The 18,077-nt window shown below is 63.0% G+C and carries 14 protein-coding genes; 10 read left to right on the plus strand and 4 right to left on the minus strand.

What is annotated here, in order from left to right:
- Window positions 1-8 precede the first annotated feature (8 nt).
- A complete protein-coding gene (locus Q9K02_RS07990) occupies window positions 9-1,316 on the plus strand; it encodes an amidohydrolase (RefSeq protein WP_305933477.1) in 1,308 nt (435 codons plus the stop codon).
- 100 nt (window positions 1,317-1,416) lie between these two features.
- On the opposite strand, the gene Q9K02_RS07995 is transcribed toward Q9K02_RS07990, so the two are convergent.
- A complete protein-coding gene (locus Q9K02_RS07995) occupies window positions 1,417-1,599 on the minus strand; it encodes a hypothetical protein (RefSeq protein WP_278327903.1) in 183 nt (60 codons plus the stop codon).
- A gap of 20 nt (window positions 1,600-1,619) precedes the next feature.
- Window positions 1,620-3,218, minus strand: a complete 1,599-nt coding sequence (locus tag Q9K02_RS08000; protein WP_305932415.1) for an isocitrate lyase — start codon at window positions 3,216-3,218, stop codon at window positions 1,620-1,622.
- A 153-nt stretch (window positions 3,219-3,371) separates the two neighbouring features.
- Here Q9K02_RS08000 and Q9K02_RS08005 point away from each other — a divergent pair, with 153 nt between their 5' ends.
- From Q9K02_RS08005 to Q9K02_RS08035, 7 genes are all read left to right on the plus strand, one after another.
- Window positions 3,372-4,754, plus strand: a complete 1,383-nt coding sequence (locus tag Q9K02_RS08005; protein ID WP_305932416.1) for a helix-turn-helix domain-containing protein — start codon at window positions 3,372-3,374, stop codon at window positions 4,752-4,754.
- An 84-nt stretch (window positions 4,755-4,838) separates the two neighbouring features.
- The gene (locus Q9K02_RS08010; RefSeq protein ID WP_305932417.1) at window positions 4,839-5,135 is read left to right on the plus strand and encodes a hypothetical protein; all 297 of its coding nucleotides are present in this window, start codon (window positions 4,839-4,841) and stop codon (window positions 5,133-5,135) included.
- Window positions 5,136-5,277: 142 nt separating this feature from the next.
- On the plus strand, window positions 5,278-6,663 hold the full coding sequence (locus Q9K02_RS08015) for a TIGR03013 family XrtA/PEP-CTERM system glycosyltransferase (RefSeq protein WP_305932418.1): 1,386 nt from the start codon (window positions 5,278-5,280) through the stop codon (window positions 6,661-6,663).
- The gene (prsK, locus tag Q9K02_RS08020; RefSeq protein WP_305932419.1) at window positions 6,663-8,771 is read left to right on the plus strand and encodes an XrtA/PEP-CTERM system histidine kinase PrsK; all 2,109 of its coding nucleotides are present in this window, start codon (window positions 6,663-6,665) and stop codon (window positions 8,769-8,771) included. Before Q9K02_RS08015 ends, prsK begins: the two co-directional genes overlap by 1 nt.
- On the plus strand, window positions 8,771-10,138 hold the full coding sequence (prsR, locus tag Q9K02_RS08025) for a PEP-CTERM-box response regulator transcription factor (RefSeq protein ID WP_305932420.1): 1,368 nt from the start codon (window positions 8,771-8,773) through the stop codon (window positions 10,136-10,138). The genes prsK and prsR overlap by 1 nt, the downstream gene beginning before the upstream one ends.
- Window positions 10,122-11,882, plus strand: a complete 1,761-nt coding sequence (locus Q9K02_RS08030) for a tetratricopeptide repeat protein (protein ID WP_305932421.1) — start codon at window positions 10,122-10,124, stop codon at window positions 11,880-11,882. The genes prsR and Q9K02_RS08030 overlap by 17 nt, the downstream gene beginning before the upstream one ends.
- Window positions 11,883-11,921: 39 nt before the next feature.
- The gene (locus tag Q9K02_RS08035; RefSeq protein WP_305932422.1) at window positions 11,922-12,923 is read left to right on the plus strand and encodes a bile acid:sodium symporter; all 1,002 of its coding nucleotides are present in this window, start codon (window positions 11,922-11,924) and stop codon (window positions 12,921-12,923) included.
- On the opposite strand, the gene Q9K02_RS08040 is transcribed toward Q9K02_RS08035, so the two are convergent.
- Window positions 12,856-13,923, minus strand: coding sequence for a DUF475 domain-containing protein (locus tag Q9K02_RS08040; RefSeq protein ID WP_305932423.1), 1,068 nt, complete (start codon window positions 13,921-13,923; stop codon window positions 12,856-12,858). The two genes, Q9K02_RS08035 and Q9K02_RS08040, sit on opposite strands and share 68 nt — an antisense overlap.
- Before the next feature lie 15 nt (window positions 13,924-13,938).
- Window positions 13,939-14,811 (minus strand): 3-methyl-2-oxobutanoate hydroxymethyltransferase, encoded by an 873-nt coding sequence (panB, locus tag Q9K02_RS08045; RefSeq protein WP_305932424.1) that lies wholly within the window; start codon window positions 14,809-14,811, stop codon window positions 13,939-13,941.
- Window positions 14,812-14,940: 129 nt separating this feature from the next.
- On the opposite strand from panB, the gene Q9K02_RS08050 reads away from it, so the two are divergent.
- Both Q9K02_RS08050 and Q9K02_RS08055 read left to right on the plus strand, forming a co-directional pair.
- Window positions 14,941-16,371: a sodium-dependent transporter gene (locus Q9K02_RS08050; RefSeq protein WP_305932425.1), complete on the plus strand. Its 1,431-nt coding sequence runs from the start codon at window positions 14,941-14,943 to the stop codon at window positions 16,369-16,371.
- Between the two features lie 103 nt (window positions 16,372-16,474).
- Window positions 16,475-18,058 carry an amino acid permease gene (locus Q9K02_RS08055; RefSeq protein WP_305932426.1) on the plus strand — a complete coding sequence of 528 codons (1,584 nt, stop codon included), beginning with the start codon at window positions 16,475-16,477 and terminating at the stop codon, window positions 18,056-18,058.
- Window positions 18,059-18,077: the final 19 nt, after the last annotated feature.

Genomic DNA, 18,077 nt, shown 5'->3' on the forward strand with positions numbered 1-18,077 from the left:
CAGTATCGATGGCGGCGTTGGCTATCGCTGTCGCAAGTCCGGCGCAGGCCGACGATCTTCGTACCGATTTGCAGGCCGATATGCCGGAGTTGATGGAGCTTTACCGCGACTTGCACGCCAATCCCGAACTTAGCTTCGAGGAGCACGACACGGCGGCGAAACTGGCACAGCGCATGAAGGCGCTCGGTTTCGAGGTCACCGAAGGCGTGGGCCGGACCGGCGTGGTTTCGGTCATGCGGAACGGCGAGGGTCCGACCGTGATGCTGCGCGCCGATATGGACGGGCTTCCTGTCGTCGAACAGACCGGCCTGCCTTACGCCAGCACGGTCACCGCCACACCTGCAAGCGGCGTCACCACCGGCGTGATGCACGCCTGCGGCCACGACACGCATATGGCCGGCTTCATCGGCGCGGCGCAGCTGCTGGCAGAGCGCAAGGACGAGTGGCAGGGCACACTTGTCATGATCCTGCAACCGGCCGAAGAACTGGGACTGGGCGCGCTGGCGATGATCGAGGACGGGCTCTACACCCGTTTTCCCAAGCCGGACTATGCGCTTGCATTCCACGATGCCGCCGCGCCCGCGCCTGCCGGCACGATCGGCTACACGCCCGGCTTCGCTCTCGCCAATGTCGACAGCGTCGATATCACGGTCAAGGGCATCGGCGGCCACGGCGCCTATCCGCACACGACGGTCGACCCGGTCGTGCTGGCCAGCGCGATCGTGATGAAGCTGCAGACGGTGGTGAGCCGCAATTCTTCGCCGCTCGATCCTGCCGTCATCACGGTGGGCAGCTTCCATGCAGGCGCCAAACACAACATTATTTCCGACGAAGCCAAGCTGCAGCTCACTGTTCGCAGCTATTCGGACGAGAGCCGCAAGCTGCTGCTCGACGGTATTCGCCGAGTGGCTCGCGGGGAGGCAATCACCGCCGGACTGCCCGAAAACCTGATGCCGGAAATCGCAGTCGAGGAAACCTATACGCCCTCGACCTTCAACGACGTCGATTTCAGCAACGATATGGCGGCTGCCTTCAAGGCGCGTTTCGGCGAGGAGCGGGTGATGGAATGGCCGCCGGTGATGGGCGGCGAAGATTTCAGCCAATTCCGCCGCGCCGATCCGGAGAATGTCGACAGCATGATCTTCTGGATCAGCGGCACCCCGCAAACGATGCTCGATGCGCTGGAAGAGGAGGGCACGCCGCTGCCCTCGCTGCATTCGCCCTTCTGGGCGCCCGATGCCGAGAAGGTGATCGCCACCGGCGCCGAAGCGTTGGCGAGTGCGGCGCTGGACCTGATGCCGCGTAACGGCGGCTGAACCAACAGCTTCGCAAAAAGTGTGGCCGCCGGAGCGTTTGGGGTCGCTCCGACGGCCGTATTCTCCTCCCCAGGAGAATCGATTGTCAGGTTAGTGGCTGTCAGCCGTCCGACGGCACATAGGTGCCGAGCCGGTGGTGCAGCGCGTTGATCTTTGCCAGTTCCTCGCGATCTTCGATCTGCCGGGCATAGGCCGTCAGCGCGGTGCGCAGGAGGCGGAAGTCGGCAGTCGAGAACAGGGCGCGGGCGCGGCCGGGTTCGGTTTTGGGGGTGTCTTCGGTCATGGTCGTCATCCTCTCACTCCTCAGGCAGCGGCAAACTGGTTCATCGTGTTGTCCTTGCCGCCGGCCTTCAGGGCTGCCTCGCCGGCAAAGTATTCCTTGTGGTCGTCCCCGATGTCGGATCCGGCCATGTTCTGGTGCTTCACGCAGGCAATGCCTTTGCGGATTTCCTCGCGCTGCACGTTCTTGACGTATCCGAGCATCGCCTGTTCCCCGAAGTATTCCTTCGCGAGGTTGTCGGTGCTCAGGGCCGCCGTGTGGTAGGTCGGCAGGGTGATGAGGTGGTGGAAAATGCCCGCGCGCTTCGCAGCATCGGCCTGGAAGGTGCGGATCTTCTCGTCGGCTTCGGCGGCCAGTTCGGTGCCGTCGTAATCGACGCTCATCAGCTTGTCGCGGTCGAACGCGCTCACGTCCTTGCCGGCTTCTACCCATGCATCATATACTTGCTGGCGGAAGTTCAGCGTCCAGTTGAAGCTGGGCGAGTTGTTATAGACCAGCTTCGCGTTCGGGATCACCTCACGCACCCGGTCGACCATGCCGGCGATCTGCTCGACATGCGGCTTTTCGGTTTCGATCCACAGCAGGTCGGCGCCATGCTGAAGCGCGGTGATGCAGTCGAGAACGCAGCGATCCTCGCCGGTGCCCGGGCGGAACTGGTAGAGGTTGCTCGGCAAGCGCTTCGGAGCAAGCAGCTTGCCGTCACGGCTGATGAAGACCTGACCGTTGGTGATGTCGGTCGGGTCGACTTCGTCGCAATCGAGGAAGCTGTTATACTGGTCGCCCAGATCGCCTGGCTCGGTCGAATAGGCGATCTGCTTCGTCAGGCCGGCGCCGAGCGAGTCGGTACGGGCAACGATGATGCCGTCTTCGACACCGAGTTCGAGGAAAGCGTAGCGGATCGCGCGGATTTTCTGGAGGAAGTCCTCGTGCGGCACGGTAACCTTGCCGTCTTGGTGGCCGCACTGCTTTTCGTCCGACACCTGGTTTTCGATCTGGAGCGCGCAAGCACCGGCTTCGATCATCTTCTTGGCGAGCAGATAGGTCGCTTCGGCATTGCCGAAACCGGCGTCGATGTCGGCAATGATCGGCACGACATGGGTTTCGTGGTCGTCGATCGCCTTCTGCAGGCGCTGGGCTTCTACCTCGTCGCCGGTTTCGCGAGCCGTGTCGAGATCGCGGAACATGCCACCGAGTTCACGGGCATCGGCCTGCTTGAGGAAGGTGTAGAGTTCTTCGATCAGCGCGGGCACGCTGGTCTTCTCGTGCATCGACTGGTCGGGCAAGGGGCCGAAATCGCTGCGCAGCGCGGCGACCATCCAGCCCGAGAGATATAGATAGCGGCGCTTGGTGCTGCCGAAATGCTTCTTGATCGAGATCATCTTCTGCTGGGCGATGAAACCGTGCCAGGTGCCGAGCGACTGCGTGTAATTCGCCGGATCGCGGTCATAGGCTTCCATGTCTTCGCGCATGATCTTCGCGGTGTATTTCGCGATGTCGAGACCGGTACGGAAGCGGTTCTGCACGACCATGCGCGCAGCGCTCTCGGCGTCGATCGCGCCCCAGGGTGCACCGTTGGCAGCGATGGTTTCGTTCAGTTCCTTGATCCGGGCCTGGTAGGTCACGGGAGTCCTCCTAAGAATGCGTCTGGCGGGATCGCCTTGAGCACAAAGTGGGGGAGAGACGCTGCCGGCGATAGGAAAATTTACAAACTTTCTTGTCTATTCCACTGGCTTCGGGCATTTAATCTTGTAAAGCTGTAAAGAAAGTGACACACCATGGGTGACGAGGCATTGTTCGCAGGGCCTGCCATACGTCGGCTCCGCAAGCAGGAAGGGCTCACGCAAGCCGCCACCGCGGCCCGACTCGATATCTCGCCGAGCTATCTAAACCTCATCGAGCGCAACCAGCGACCGGTCAGCGCGCGCGTTGTAATGCAGCTGGTGGATCAGTTCGATTTCGATCCGCGTAATTTGCGCGAGGACGAGACGATCGGCGGTCTCGATGGCCTGTCGCGCCGCTTTGCCGACGAGCGGTTTGCCGATCTCGGGATCGACCGTGACGAGTTGCAGGAATTTCTCTCTGCTGCTCCGCAAGCGGCGGCGGCCTTCGCGCGACTCTATGATAATGCCGGATCGGCAATCGCCAGCGACGATGGCCCTCTCGCGGCTTCGCGTCGTGAAATCGAGAAATGGCGCAATCACTTCGCCGATCTCGACCTCGCTGCGGAAGAGCTTGCGGACGAGATGCGCCTGTCGCGCGGCGATATCGGCCTCGCCCTGACTGAGCGGCTACGCGAGCGGCATCAGCTGTCGGTGCGCATCCTGCCGCGCGATGTAATGCCCGACAGCCTTCGCAGGCTCGATCTCCATGCACGGCAGGTTCAGTTGTCCGAGATGCTGAGCCATGCATCGCGCAACTTCCAGCTCGCGCTGCAGCTAGCCCGGCTTGAATATTCGGACCCTATCGATTCCATCGCCAAGGGTGCCAAATTCGATGACGACGCGGCGCGTGCTTTCTTCTCGCGGCACCTGACCGGTTATTTTGCGGCAGCGCTCCTGATGCCTTACAGCCGCTTCCTGCGTGCCTGCGAAGCAACCGGCTACGATCTGCCTGTCCTCGAACGGCGTTTTGGTGTCAGCTTCGAGCAACTTGCGCACCGCCTGACGACGCTGCAGCGCGTCGGCCAGCGCGGCTTGCCCTTCTTCATGGTGCGGCTCGATCGCGCGGGGCAGTTCTCGAAAACCTTTACCGGAGCGAGCACGGCGCGGTTCATCAACTCCGACACCAGCTGTCCGCTGTGGCATGCCCACCGGGCCTTCGAACGCGCGGGCGAATTGCAGGTCCAGTTCGTGGCGCTCGACGTGGCGGGCGAGCGGGAAGGGGGCTGGCTCACACTGGCGCGCACCGTGGAGGGCAGCGGCGCGCCGGGCGAAGCGCAATTCGTCGTCGCGCTGGGTGTCGAGGCCGTCCTTGCAGAGGAACTCGCTCAGGCGCGCGGCATATCCCTGCGCTCGCAGGATGCCCAGCGGATCGGGCCGGGATGCGCCGACTGTCACCGGCGGCAATGTACGCAGCGCTCCCTGCCTCCGCGGGGGCGAGCGTTATCTTTCGATACGGTCCGGCGCAGCGTCACCCCCTTCGAGTTCGCAAGCGATTAACCAACAAACTGTGCCCTGCGCGGAACCGGATTTCGCAATGGAGCGTTCGCACGCCGATAATAATTTATCAGGGAGCACAAGCTCATGACCGAAGAACGTATCACCGAGACGACCACCCCCTCGGGCAATACCCATACGACCCACACGGTCGTCACCGACAACGAGCCTCGCAAAAGCGGCGGCGCGAGCTGGGGTCTGCTGATCCTGTTGGCTGTCGTGGCCATCGTAGGCGTGATCATCTTCACCCAGATGAGCGGTGCGGAAGTGGCGAAGGACAATGCGGTTGCGGACGCAGCCGGCGAGGTCGGTGAGGCAGCGGGCCAGGTTGGCGACGCTGCCCAGAATGCGGGCGACGCCGTTTCGGACGCCGTCCAGCAATAATCGCTTCACTCGTTCGATGGCGGCGCGGCTTGCTCGCGCCGCCTTTTTCGTGCGGTGTCGCTATTGTGTAAAGTTTACCGACGGTTCATTCCTCGCTGCTAGTCAAATATTCCGACACCAGCAATTTCGCGAGCGCGACCGGATGATCCGCGTCTTCAAGCATTACTTTCCCTATAACGTGGTGCTGCTGTGCTTCGTGGATCTGCTGCTGCTCGCGGCGGCGGGGGAAGCTGCGTGGCGCCTGCGCGTGAGCCAGATCGGATCGAGCAACGGTCCGCTATGGGACAGGCTGCCGGAACTCGGAGGGTTCGCCCTCGTCGTCTGGCTCGCGATTATCGCCGTGGGCGGCTACAGCCCCGAAGCGCTGCGTTCCATCCGGTTCGGCACCGCCCGACTGCTGGTGGCCGTAAGCCTCGGCGTGCTGGGTATCTCACTCATTAATTTCTTCGTTCCGGGTGCCGCTTTCTGGCGCTCGGTCCTGCTTTACGCGATGGCCATTGCGATGGTCGCGCTGGTCGGCAACCGGTTGCTCGCGACGGGCATGCTCGGCTCCGAAACTTTCCGCCGTCGGATATTGGTGCTCGGAGCGGGAGAGCGGGCAGCACGCCTTCAGCGGCTTGCGCAGGCCGAGGGTTCCGGCTTCACGCCGCTCAACTTCGTGGACATGGGTGACTGCTTACCCGTCGTGCACGGAGCGGTCGAGCGCGCGGCTATCGGCGATCTCGGGCATTTCGTTGAACGGATCGGAGCGGGCGAAGTGGTCTTGGCCTTGCAAGAGCGGCGTAACGCACTCCCGCTAAAGGATCTTCTGCGTGTAAAAACCAAGGGCGTGCCGATCAACGACTTCTCCAGCTTCCTGGAGCGCGAGACCGGCCGGGTCGATCTCGACACGCTCAATCCGAGCTGGCTCATCTTCTCCGATGGCTTTTCGGCCGGGCGCCGCATATCGGCGGCAGGCAAACGCGTTTTCGATATTGCGAGCAGCCTGCTCATCCTGATTGTCGGGCTGCCGCTGATCCTCATTTTCGGTCTGGCGGTGAAGCTGGACAGCAAGGGTCCGGTTTTCTTCCGCCAGCGCCGCGTCGGGCTGTACGGGCAGGAATTTCAAATCGTGAAACTGCGCTCGATGCGGACTGACGCCGAAGCGGGCGGTGCGAAATGGGCGGAAGAAGACGACCCCCGGATCACCCGTGTAGGCCGTATTATTCGCAAACTGAGGATCGACGAGCTGCCGCAGCTTTGGTCGGTCCTGAAAGGCCATATGAGCTTCGTCGGCCCGCGCCCCGAAGTTCCCGCATTCGTGGCGGAGCTCGAACGCGAGTTGCCATATTATGCGGAACGGCATGAGGTGAAGCCCGGCATCACGGGCTGGGCGCAGATCAACTTCCCTTATGGTGCAAGCATCGAGGATGCCCGGCAGAAGCTGGAGTACGATCTCTATTACGCCAAGAACTACACGCCCTTCCTCGACCTGTTGATCCTGTTGCAGACGGCGCGGGTGATCCTCTGGCCGCATGGTGCGCGCTGATGGCTTGGGCGAGCACCGCTTCTTACGTCACCTACACGATCGGCGCGATCGTGTGCGCGATCTGCGCCGTCTGGGTGGCCACCAAGGGCGACACGAGCCGCAACGACCGGACGCCGGCCATCGTGGCTTTGGCGCTGACGGCGAACTGGTGTTTCGCGGCAGCAAGCTTCGAGCCCGGGCGCGCGATTGTCGAACTGACCGAAATCGCACGCAATTTCGCGTGGCTGTTCGTCCTGTTCCGCCATTTCGCGAACGATGGCCGCGACGAAACGCTGCGCATCGTTCGGCCGGCTTTCGTCGCACTCTGCTTCGTCGAGGCCTTACATTTCGTCTTGTTACTCGTGGCGCATCGCTACGCCGTGACGCCGCAACTCGTCTCCCTTACCTTCGAAACGGCAGCAATGTTCCGCGTCCTTGTTGCGGTGGGCGCGTTGGTTCTCGTCCACAATCTCTACGTCGGCGCGGCCGCCGCATCTCGCCAATTGCTGCGGTGGAATGCAGCCGCACTGGCCGGCATGTGGGCCTTCGATCTCAACTACTACACCGTTGCCTATATACTCGGGTCCGCGCCGGTCGAGCTTTCCGCCCTACGCGGCCTTGCGGCGGGGATTGTCGCCATACCGTTTGCTCTGGGCTTCGCCCGCGCCGCTTCGGGCTTGGAATTCCGCCCGTCGCGGGCAGTGGCGTTCCGCTTCCTCTCCCTGCTGGTCATCGGCGCATACCTGATGCTTATGCTCGGCCTTGCCCGCTGGCTCGACATGCTGACCGGCGACCTAGCCCGGCTCGTCCAGGTTGGCCTCGTAATTGCGGCAGGAGCGCTGGCGCTGATCTGGCTGCCTTCGGCACAGCTCAGGGGCTGGCTGCGGGTGACGGCAGTCAAGCACCTCTTCAAGCACCGCTACGATTACCGCAACGAGTGGATCCGGTTCACGAACACGATCGGGCGCACAGGGTTCGACGAAACCAGCCTTCCGGAACGCGCGATCAAGGCGCTGGCCGACATTACCGACAGCCCTTCCGGCATGCTGTTCCTGACCGATGACGATGGAGCACTGGAACTGGCGGCGGACTGGCGCTGGCGCGAGGACGAAATGCCGCCGCCGACGCTTCCCTCTGCGCTCGCAGCCTTGCTGGAGCAGAAGGAACTTATCGTCGATTTCGACGAAGGACGGGCCGGAATCGATCATTATGGCGAGCGGGACCTGATCCCCGACTGGCTACGCGACGACCCCACTGCCTGGGCCGCTGTCCCGCTGCTGCACTTCGATCGCCTTGTTGGGCTCGCAATCCTCGCGCGTCCCTTGGTCACCCGCAAGCTCGACTGGGAGGACTTCGATCTCCTGACCGTGGTGAGCAGACAACTCGCGAGCTATCTGGCGGAGCAAGCCGGGCAGGCGGCGCTGATCGAGGCGGGTCGATTCGACGAATTCAACCGCCGCATGGCGTTCGTGATGCACGACATCAAGAATCTGTCGAGTCAGATGTCCCTGCTGCTCCGCAATGCAGAAAAGCACGCGGACAAGCCGGAATTCCGTGCAGACATGCTGGTCACGCTGCGCAACAGCGCGGACAAGCTGAACACGCTGCTCGCGCGGCTCGGGCGTTACGGGACGAAGGACAAAGGCGCCCTTTCGCCGTTCGATCTTGCTTCGACCGCGCGGCGTGTCGTCGATCGCTTTTCGGCCATCCACTCCGTTTCTCTGCTGAGGTCCGAAAGCGCACTTGTGCTGGGCGACGAAGAGGGTCTCGAACAGGCACTCGTCCATCTCGTCCAGAACGCGATCGATGCCAGCAGCGCCGAGAGTTCGGTCGTACTCGAAGTCTATACCGACGGGGTCAGCGGCAAGCTGCACGTGATCGACCACGGCCAGGGCATGTCTGCGACATTCCTTCGCAACGGCCTGTTCAAGCCCTTCGTCTCGTCCAAGGAAGGCGGCTTCGGCATCGGCGCATTCGAGGCGCGCGAGACGATCCGGGGAATGGGCGGGCGGCTAGATGCGGAATCGCGCGAAGGCATCGGCTCCCGCTTCACCGTCACCCTGCCGCTGCAGGCGACCAAGCATCTGATTGGGCAGGCACCCGACAAACCGAATTACGAGGACGCATAATGGCAGGCTCCAAGCCCAAGCTGCTGATTGTCGAGGACGACGAGGGGCTGCAGGCCCAGCTTAAATGGGCCTATGACGATTACGAGGTCGTGATCGCCGGGACGCGCGAAGCCGCGCTGGCCGCCCTGCGCGCGGAAGAGCCGGAGGTGGTTACGCTGGACCTCGGGCTGCCGCCGGACCCGGATGGAACCACCGAGGGCTTCGCCGTGCTCGATGCGATCATGGCGATGAAGCCCGATACCAAAGTGATCGTCGCTTCAGGTCACGGCGCACGGGAAAGCGCGCTTCAGGCAGTCGAGCGCGGAGCCTATGATTTCTACCAGAAGCCGGTCGATATCGACACGCTCGGCCTGATCGTGGATCGGGCGCTGCGCCTGCATCGTATCGAGCATGAGAACCGCCGCCTGTCGGAGAAGGTCGGCGAGGACCGGACCGTGCTAGGCTCGCTGGTGACTGCCGCGCCGGAGATGGCCAAGGTCGCGCGTACAATCGAGCGCGTTGCGCCGACGAATGTTTCGGTAATGCTGCTCGGCGCAAGCGGAACGGGGAAAGAGCTACTGGCTAAGGGTGTGCACGAGACGAGCAATCGCAAGTCACGCGCATTCATTGCCATCAACTGTGCGGCAATCCCCGAAAACCTGCTCGAAAGCGAATTGTTCGGTCATGAAAAAGGGGCCTTCACCGGGGCGGTCAAGACGACCGAGGGCAAGATCGAACTCGCCGACGGCGGCACGCTGTTCCTTGACGAGGTGGGCGATATTCCGCTGCCTCTGCAGGTAAAGTTGCTGCGCTTCCTGCAGGAACGCACGATCGAGCGTATCGGCGGCCGCAAGCCGATCCCGGTCGATACGCGGATCGTTTGTGCGACACACCAGGATCTCGAGGCGATGATCGGGGAGGGGACCTTTCGCGAGGACCTGTTCTATCGCCTTGCCGAAATCGTCGTTAAAGTCCCCACCTTGGCAGAGCGGCCGGGCGATGCGGTGCTGCTGGCGAAGACATTCCTTGCTCGGTTCGCTGCGGAAATGAACCCGCAGGTCAAAGGGTTTGCGCCCGATGCGCTGGCCGCGATCGATGGCTGGAACTGGCCCGGTAACGTCCGCGAACTGGAAAATCGTGTGAAACGCGCCGTCATCATGGCCGATGGCAAGCTGGTGGGCGCGGAAGATCTCGATCTCGGTAATACCGATGAAGCTGAGAGCGATCTCGCGCTGAACCTGAAATCGGCCCGCGAACAGGCCGATCGTCGGATGATCCGCCAGGCTTTAGCGCGCAGCGAGGGCAACATCTCGAATACGGCGAAGTTGCTCGGCATCAGCCGACCGACCCTGTACGACCTCCTGAAGCAGTATGATCTTCAGGCGTGACATCCTTCAGCCTGTTGCTGCCGTGTTGCTCTGCTTTATCGGCTTCGCGGGATGCGAGGGTGGCCCGGACCGTCTCGACCCTGTCGAGCTGGCCAGATACGAGATATCGCGTGGCTTTCCCGAAGATGCGAGGATCATCCTCGAACGCCAGCTGTCGGAGGGAACCGATCGGGCGGACCTCGCCGCATTGCTTGGCGAAGCTGCGCTCCAGTCGGGAGACCTGGAAAGCGCGGCGCGGTGGCTGGAACCCGGCTCTTTCTCCGACGATACGGCAGCGCTTGGGTGGCGAATGCTCGGCAGGCTGGAGATGGCACGCGGGGATTTAGCCGCGGCCGGGAAGGCATTCGACCGATCCCACGCGGTCGCACCGGACAAGCCGGAGCTTTGGGTAGATATCGGTCGCCTGCGCTTTCTGGGCGGTGAGCAAGTCGAAGCTGTGCAAGCTGCCGACAGGGCTTTGACGCTTGCACCCGAAAACAAGGCCGCCCTGCTGTTCCGCGGGCAGCTGATCCGCGAGGCATCGGGGATGGTGCCCGCGATCGAATGGTTCGGGCGTGCTCTTGTATTGCATCCGGACGACCTCGACTTGCGTCTCGAATATTCTGCCACTCTCGGCGATGCGGGCAGGGCGGCCGATGCGCTCGCAGTGCTACGTGAAGGCGGCGAGGGGGCTGTCCTGTCCGACACCGGGCTTTACCTTCAGGCGGTGATTGCGGCGCGTGGCGGCAAATTCCTGCTCGCGCGTGAATTGCTGCAACGCTCCGGCCTGGAAACCGAGGGTGTGCCTGCCGCGCTGATGCTGTCGGCGATCGTCGATTTGCAGAATGCCAATCCGGCAAGCGCAGCGCAGACCCTCGATCGCCTGTTGCTCGATCAGCCGGACAATGTCCGCGCGGTGGAATTGCTGGCCTCCGCGCTATTGCAAAGCAGGAGCGAGCGGGAACTGGTCTATCGGTTTTCGGAACGCGCGCTGGGTCCTGCAGGGTCGCCGCATTTGCGTCTTTTGGTCGGGAGGGCTTACGAGGCTCTCGAGCAGCGAGCAAAGGCGGCGCAGTTCATCGACCTTGCGGCACTCGGTCCGGATGGACTGGCCCCATTGCCGAGCGACACGCCCACCGAGACGCTCACCGCTACCGGTGGCGGTGGCGCGCAGACGCGGGATTTCGTGCGCTCGGTACTGTTCGGGCAGGCGCGAGGATCGGCTGTCGGGAGTGCGGAAGATTTCGTCAGGCGGTTTCCGGGTTCGGCCGATGGCTATGCGATCCTCGGCGATGCCGAGCTTGCCAGCGGGGACCGCCGCGCGGCGCGGGATGCCTATGTCCGCGCCGCCGATATCAGGCAGCCTTGGCCGCTCACGCTGAGACTGGCAGGGAGCCAGGCGACGCCCGAGGCAACTGCGAACCTGCTCAGGACTTACCTGGAAGCCAATCCGATGAACGGCCATGCGGCTGCGCTGCTGGCCGATGCCTATGCTGCGCAAGGCAAGTGGAAGCAGGCGGCGGCGCTTCTAGATCACGCGATCGCGCATGGTCAGTCCCGCGTCCCGTGGGTGCTTGCATCGAGAGGGATCGTCGCCGGTCAGCTGGGCGATGCAGACACGGCGCTGGACTTTGCGTTTCGGGCCCACGAATTGCAGCCGCTCAATCCACGCGCGATTGCCGCCCTGATCGCGACCTTGCCCCCGGAGCAGAGTGCGGCGCGCGCTGATCTCCAGGCAAAGCTGACATCGCTCCTCGCGTCCTGAGACCTCGACAAAACGTACCTCTCGCGGCAGGGACAGCGCATGGCGTTGCGCACGATCCTAGCCGACCCGATGTTGCGGATGCTGGCGCTTGCCACCGCGCTCGCAGCGATCGTTCCCGTGACTGGCAGTGGCAGGGACATGGCGCAAATCGTCGCCAATTGCGCCGTCTTCCTCTTGTTCCTGCTGAACGGCCTGCGCATCGCGCGCAGCGAGATCGTGCGCGGCATCGCTCATTGGCGCTATCAGGCGGTGCTCGTGGTGTGGGTGTTCGGTGCGATGGCACTGGGCGGTCTGGCCCTGTCGCTTGTCGGAGAGGCTTCTCTGCCCGCCTTGATTGCACTCGGCTTCCTCTATCTCGGCGTGCTCCCGTCGACCGTGCAGTCGGCGACGTCCTATACTGCGCTGGCAGGCGGAGCGGTGGCCTTGGCCGTGGTCAGCGCGGCTCTGCTGAACATCCTCGGCGTGTTCGTATCCGTGCCGCTGTTCCTTGCCCTTGGCGGGAGCGGCGAGGGGGCGGTGGGCAGCGAGGTGCTGGTCAAGATCCTCGGCATCCTGGTGCTGCCCTTTGCCCTGGGTCAGATATTCCAGAAGCCCGCAGCGCCGCTCATCGAAAGCATCAGAAGCAAGATCGCCTGGGTCGATCGCTTCGTGATCGCGATTGCCGTCTATGTCGCGTTCTCCGGTGCGGTCGAGCAGGGCATCTGGAGCCGTGTCGATGGCGCGGGCTGGCTCATCCTGCTGGCATTCGTGGCGCTCTTTCTCGTGTTTGCCCATAGCGGAGCATACTTGGTCGCCAAGCTGGCAGGCTTCGCGCGCGAGGATCGCATCGCGTTCCTGTTTTCCGGCGCGCAGAAAAGCGCCGCCGTCGGCGCGCCGCTCGCCACGATCCTGTTCCCGCCAGAAGCGGCGGGGTTCATCGTCCTGCCCCTGCTGCTCTACCACCTGTTCCAGCTGGTGCTGGCAGCGCCGCTCGCTAGTCGGCTGAGTGCATCGCGTCTTCCGGATGGCGACGGTTGTAGCGCACCGACCACCAGAAGCTGACGCCGATCAGCAAAGCGCCGATCAGGCCGGTGATGGTCTCTGGAATGTGATAGCGCGCCGACAGCAGCATGATGATGCCGAGCACGATGATCGCCCAGAACGCCCCGTGCTCGAGATAGCGATATTGCGCCAACGTGCCCTGGCGCACAAGGTGGATGGTCATAGAACGGACGAACATCGCCCCCACGGAAAGGCCCAGCGCGATGATGATCATGTTGTTCGACAGCGCGAAGGCCCCGATCACGCCGTCGAAGCTGAAGCTCGCATCGAGAACTTCGAGATAGAGAAACCCGCCAAGGCCCGAGCGCACGATCTCGCCCGCAGCCTTCTTGCGCGCCTCCCGCTGCTCAATGATCGCCCCGAGCGCGTGGACCGCGATATAGGTGACCAGTCCGAGGATAGCGGCGGTGAGGAAGGTAATCTTTTCGGCAGCGGGCAGGGCGGTCGAAACGAAATAGACGAGTGTCAGGACCAGGCCGATCTCCACCGCCGGAACATTCGAGAACTTGTTGATCGCCCGTTCCAGTACTCCGATCCAGTGCACATCCTTGTCGTGATCGAAGAAGAAGACGAGGCCGACCATGGCGAGGAACGCGCCCCCGAAACCGGCAATGCCGATATGGGCGCCTTCAACAATGCGCTCGTATTCCTCGGGATCGTTCAGCGAGAGGCTGACCGCTTCGACCGGGCCGACATCTGCCGCGATGGCCACGATGGCGATGGGGAAGATGATGCGCATACCGAACACCGCGATGAGAATACCGATGGTCAGGAAGCGTTGTTGCCACACCGGGTCCATCTCGCGCAGGACCGTGGCGTTGACCACGGCATTATCGAAGCTGAGCGAGACTTCGAGGATCGACAGGACGATCACGATCCACAGGACCGACAGCATGCCGGTGATCGTGCCGGTGCTGGCATAGCCGTACCATGCCCCCAGTCCGAGGCAGACAGCCGTAAAGCCGAGCGAGAACGCGTAATAGCGAAACAGGGTTTCCATCGAGGTTTCCGGTAATCAGCTCTTGGGCTGGTAGGTCTGGTCGGGACCGGGGAAACTGCGCTCGCGCACTTCCTCGGCATATTGCGCCACGGTCTTTTCGATCACATCGGCAATGGCTTCGTATTTCTTCACGAAGCGGGGCACGCGCTCAAACATGCCGAGCATGTCTTCGGTCACGAGAACCTGCCCGTCGCACTGGGCCGATGCGCCGATGCCGATGGTGGGGCAGGAGACGGCCTTGGTGGCTTCGATCGCGATGGGTTCCACGACGCCTTCGATGACGATGGCGAAAGCTCCTGCTTCGTCCAGCGCCTTGGCGTCGGCCACGATCTTGTCGGCTTCCGCATCGCTGCGCCCGCGCGCCATATAGCCGCCGAGCACGTTCACCGCCTGCGGGGTGAGACCTACGTGCCCCATCACCGGAATACCGCGCTGGTTGAGGAAGGCGACGGTCTCGGCCATCTGCTCACCGCCCTCGAGCTTCACTGCGGCAGCGCCGGACTGCTTGAGCAGGTAAGCCGCGCTTTCGAATGCCTGCTCCTTCGACGCCTCATACGAACCGAAGGGCATATCGACCACGACCACCGCGTGATAGCTCCCACGCACGACGGCGGCCGCGTGGTTCGCCATCATGTCGAGCGTTACCGGGATCGTGGACGGCAGCCCATAAATGACCTGCGCCAGCGAGTCGCCGACCAGCAGGATATCGCAATGCGCATCGAGCAATTGCGCTTGCCGGGCCGTGTAGGCCGTCAGCATGACCAGCGGCTCCTCCACCTTGCCATCGCGCTTGTGCGCGCGGATCTTCGGCACGGTAAGGCGCTTCATCGGCTGGGGCGTCGGATTGGCGCGGCTGGTCGATGTGTCGAGCTGGAAAGTCGTGGACATGGTGCAGCCCCTAGCAAGCCGTGAAAGGAAGGCAAAGCGGCGCTTGGAATCGGCAGCGATTGCGTGTCTAAGGGCGCCGACGGGAAAGTGCGGCTGAGGGGCCGCTCTTCAGAGAGGAATTCGACGCCAATGGTCGCCACCACTACTTCGACCGGCGAAGGCTGGTCTTCGCGTACAGCCTTCATCCTTGCCGCAGTCGGGGCCGCAGTCGGTCTCGGCAATATCTGGCGCTTCCCGACCCTTGCGGGCGAAAGCGGGGGTGGGGCCTTCGTGTTCTTCTACATTGCCTGCGTCTTCCTGCTCGGCCTGCCGCTGGTGCTGTCCGAAATTTCAATCGGACGGGTCGGGCAGACCGATGCGGTCGGTTCGATCCGCAAGGTGGCCGCGCAATCCCAATCGTCACCGAGCTGGGCGATATTCGGGGCAATCGGCGCAATTGCCGCGTTCCTGATCGTGTCCTTCTATTCGGTCGTCGCCGGCTGGGTGCTGTATTACGCTGGCGTGATGGGCGGCGACCTGATCGATGCCATCATGGCTGGCGAGCCGTTCCGCGGTGCGCTGGCCGGAGAGGATCAGGCACAGATCCAGCAGCGGCTGGGCGACATGTTCGCCAGCCCCGGTCTGCTGCTCGCCATGCACCTCGCCTTCATGGGGCTGACGCTTTTCATCGTTGCGCGCGGGGTCAGCTCGGGCATCGAGAAGGCAGCGACCTATCTAATGCCGATGTTCTTCGTCCTGCTCGTCGGGTTGGTCATTTACGGCGCAATCGAGGGCGATATCGCCGAAACCGCGGCGTTCCTGTTCACGCCCGACTGGTCGAAGCTGACGCCGCAGGTGATGAACTCGGCTCTCGGGCAGGCGCTGTTTTCGCTTTCGCTCGGCGTGGCGGGACTGATTACGTATGGCTCCTACATCAAGGAAGGCAGCGGCCTCGGCTCGACATCGGCCCTGATTGCAGTCGCGGACACGATGGTTGCGCTGCTTGCCGGCTTTATGATCTTCCCGATCGTCTTTGCCGTCGGCCTCGACCCGGCGGCCGGCCCGACGCTGGTCTTCCAGACACTGCCATTTGCTTTCCAGACCATGCCTGCCGGGGCGCTGTTCGGTTTCCTGTTCTTCGTCCTGATCCTTGTCGCCGCGGTCACGAGTTCGATTTCGCTGCTGGAGGTGCCGACTGCCTGGGGCATCGGAGAGCGCGGTTGGAGCCGCCAGAAGTCGGCACTGATCTTCGGCGGCGGCGCGTTCCTGATCGGGATTGCCTGCCTGCTTGGCTACAACGTCTGGTCGGACGTCCGCCCGCTCGGCTTCTGGTCGCTGTTTGCCGAAACCGACATCCTCGACACGGTGGACGGGTTTACCGGCAAGGTGATGCTGCCGGTCGGCGCGCTGCTGACCTCGATTTTCATCGGCTGGAAAGCGGACACGAACCTGCTGCGGACGACGACCGGGCTTTCGCCCCTCGCATTCGGTCTCTGGCGCTTCCTGATTGCTTGGCTCTGCCCGATCGCGGTGGCGATCATTCTGGTGACGGGGCTGTTCCCGAGTATTCTCGGGGCCTGATCACATTGCGCTTTTCGGGCGCGATGTTTGCGAGTAATCGAGGCGTTCCGGCTGGCGGAGCGGGGGTGTCCCGCGGCGGGCCGGTGGAGCCAGCTGGCCACATATGATCCTCGACAGGGTGAAGCCGCTCGACGCGATACTCGCGGCGGCAGAGAAGAAGTCGCTGCATCGATCGCTCGGTGCGTGGCAATTGATGCTGTTCGGTATCGGATGCATCATCGGGACCGGAATATTCGTCCTCACCGCCGCCGGCGCGCAGAAGGCTGGGCCGGGCCTGATGCTGGCGTTCGTAATAGCCGGTGCCGTCTGTATCGTGGCGGCGCTTTGCTATGCGGAGATCGCCGCGATGATCCCGGTAGCAGGATCGGCTTACACTTACAGTTATGCGACGATGGGCGAGCTGCTCGCCTGGACGGTGGGCTGGGCGCTGATCCTGGAATACGCCATCGCCGCATCGGCAGTGTCGGTCGGATGGTCCGGGTATTTCTCCGGCACCATCCTGAACGAGTTCCTCGGCATCGCGCTTCCGCAATGGCTTTCCGCGGGTCCGCTTGCATTGGGCGGGGAACCGGGGGGCTTCATCAACCTGCCTGCTTTGGTAATTGCCCTGCTGGTAACGTGGCTCTTGATGATCGGGACAAGCGAGAGCGCCAAGGTAAATGCGGCATTGGTCGCGATCAAGGTTACCGCACTCACGGCATTCATCGGCCTCACCCTGACGAGCGCCTATTTCGATCCGGACAAGTTCAATCCCTTTCTGCCGGCGGGGGTGTTCGGCGGTTTCGGGACGGGTGTGGGCGCGGTCGGCGCAGCCGCGACGATCTTCTTCGCCTATGTCGGGTTCGACGCCGTTTCGACCGCTGCGGAAGAAACGAAGAACCCGCAGCGCAACGTGCCGATCGGGCTGGTAGGTTCGCTGGCCTTCTGCACCGTCTTCTACATTCTCGTCGCGGCAGGGGCGATCGGGACGATCGGCGGCCAACCGATCATGGGACCCGGCGGCGTGCCGTTTCCCGCAGGCTCGGAAGAGCTGGCCCGACAGTGCGCGCTTCCCGCTTATTCGGGCGCTCTCGTCTGCTCGGACGAGGCGCTGGCGCATGTGCTGCGGCAGATCGGATTTTCGGGTATCGGCAATTTGCTCGGCATTGCAGCCTTTCTCGCTCTTCCTTCAGTGATCCTTGTGCTGCTGTTCGCACAGACGCGCATTTTCTTCGTGATGAGCCGAGACGGGCTGCTTCCGGCAGGCTTGTCGAAAGTTCACCCGCGGTGGAAGACGCCTTATGTCGTCACGCTCCTGACCGGTGCGATTGTGGCCTTGGGTGCCGCTTTCTTTCCGGTCGGGCAGTTGGCCGATATTGCCAATGCCGGAACGTTGTATGCCTTTGCGATGGTCGCGGTGGCAGTGATGGTTCTGCGGCGCACGGCTCCGGATCGGCCGCGCGACTTCCGGACACCCATGCTATGGTTCGTCGGCCCTGCCACTATCTTCGGTTGTGCGTTTCTCTTCCTCAACCTGCCGCTGGAAGCCATGCTTGTATTGCCGTTGTGGTCGGCGATAGGCCTGCTGGTCTATTTCGGATACAGCCGCAGGAAGAGCCATCTGGCCCAGGGGATAGTAGAGGTTGTCGACGATATCGCGGGCGAGGAAACGATGATCCCGATTGACCCTGCCCCACGCAGCGACTGATAAAAGAGAAAGGGCCGCC

This window comes from Qipengyuania profundimaris, from assembly GCF_030717945.1.
Classification (GTDB): domain Bacteria; phylum Pseudomonadota; class Alphaproteobacteria; order Sphingomonadales; family Sphingomonadaceae; genus Qipengyuania; species Qipengyuania profundimaris.

Coding starts and splice junctions, on each gene's coding strand:
- Q9K02_RS08035 (WP_305932422.1), top strand. CDS start 11,922: ATGGCGTTGCGCACGATCCTAGCCGACCCGATGTTGCGGATGCTGGCG.
- Q9K02_RS08010 (WP_305932417.1), top strand. CDS start 4,839: ATGACCGAAGAACGTATCACCGAGACGACCACCCCCTCGGGCAATACC.
- Q9K02_RS08005 (WP_305932416.1), top strand. CDS start 3,372: ATGGGTGACGAGGCATTGTTCGCAGGGCCTGCCATACGTCGGCTCCGC.
- Q9K02_RS08055 (WP_305932426.1), top strand. CDS start 16,475: ATGATCCTCGACAGGGTGAAGCCGCTCGACGCGATACTCGCGGCGGCA.
- Q9K02_RS07990 (WP_305933477.1), top strand. CDS start 9: ATGGCGGCGTTGGCTATCGCTGTCGCAAGTCCGGCGCAGGCCGACGAT.
- Q9K02_RS08015 (WP_305932418.1), top strand. CDS start 5,278: ATGATCCGCGTCTTCAAGCATTACTTTCCCTATAACGTGGTGCTGCTG.
- Q9K02_RS08040 (WP_305932423.1), bottom strand. CDS start 13,923: ATGGAAACCCTGTTTCGCTATTACGCGTTCTCGCTCGGCTTTACGGCT.
- prsK (WP_305932419.1), top strand. CDS start 6,663: ATGGCTTGGGCGAGCACCGCTTCTTACGTCACCTACACGATCGGCGCG.
- Q9K02_RS08050 (WP_305932425.1), top strand. CDS start 14,941: ATGGTCGCCACCACTACTTCGACCGGCGAAGGCTGGTCTTCGCGTACA.
- panB (WP_305932424.1), bottom strand. CDS start 14,811: ATGTCCACGACTTTCCAGCTCGACACATCGACCAGCCGCGCCAATCCG.
- Q9K02_RS07995 (WP_278327903.1), bottom strand. CDS start 1,599: ATGACCGAAGACACCCCCAAAACCGAACCCGGCCGCGCCCGCGCCCTG.
- Q9K02_RS08030 (WP_305932421.1), top strand. CDS start 10,122: ATGATCTTCAGGCGTGACATCCTTCAGCCTGTTGCTGCCGTGTTGCTC.
- prsR (WP_305932420.1), top strand. CDS start 8,771: ATGGCAGGCTCCAAGCCCAAGCTGCTGATTGTCGAGGACGACGAGGGG.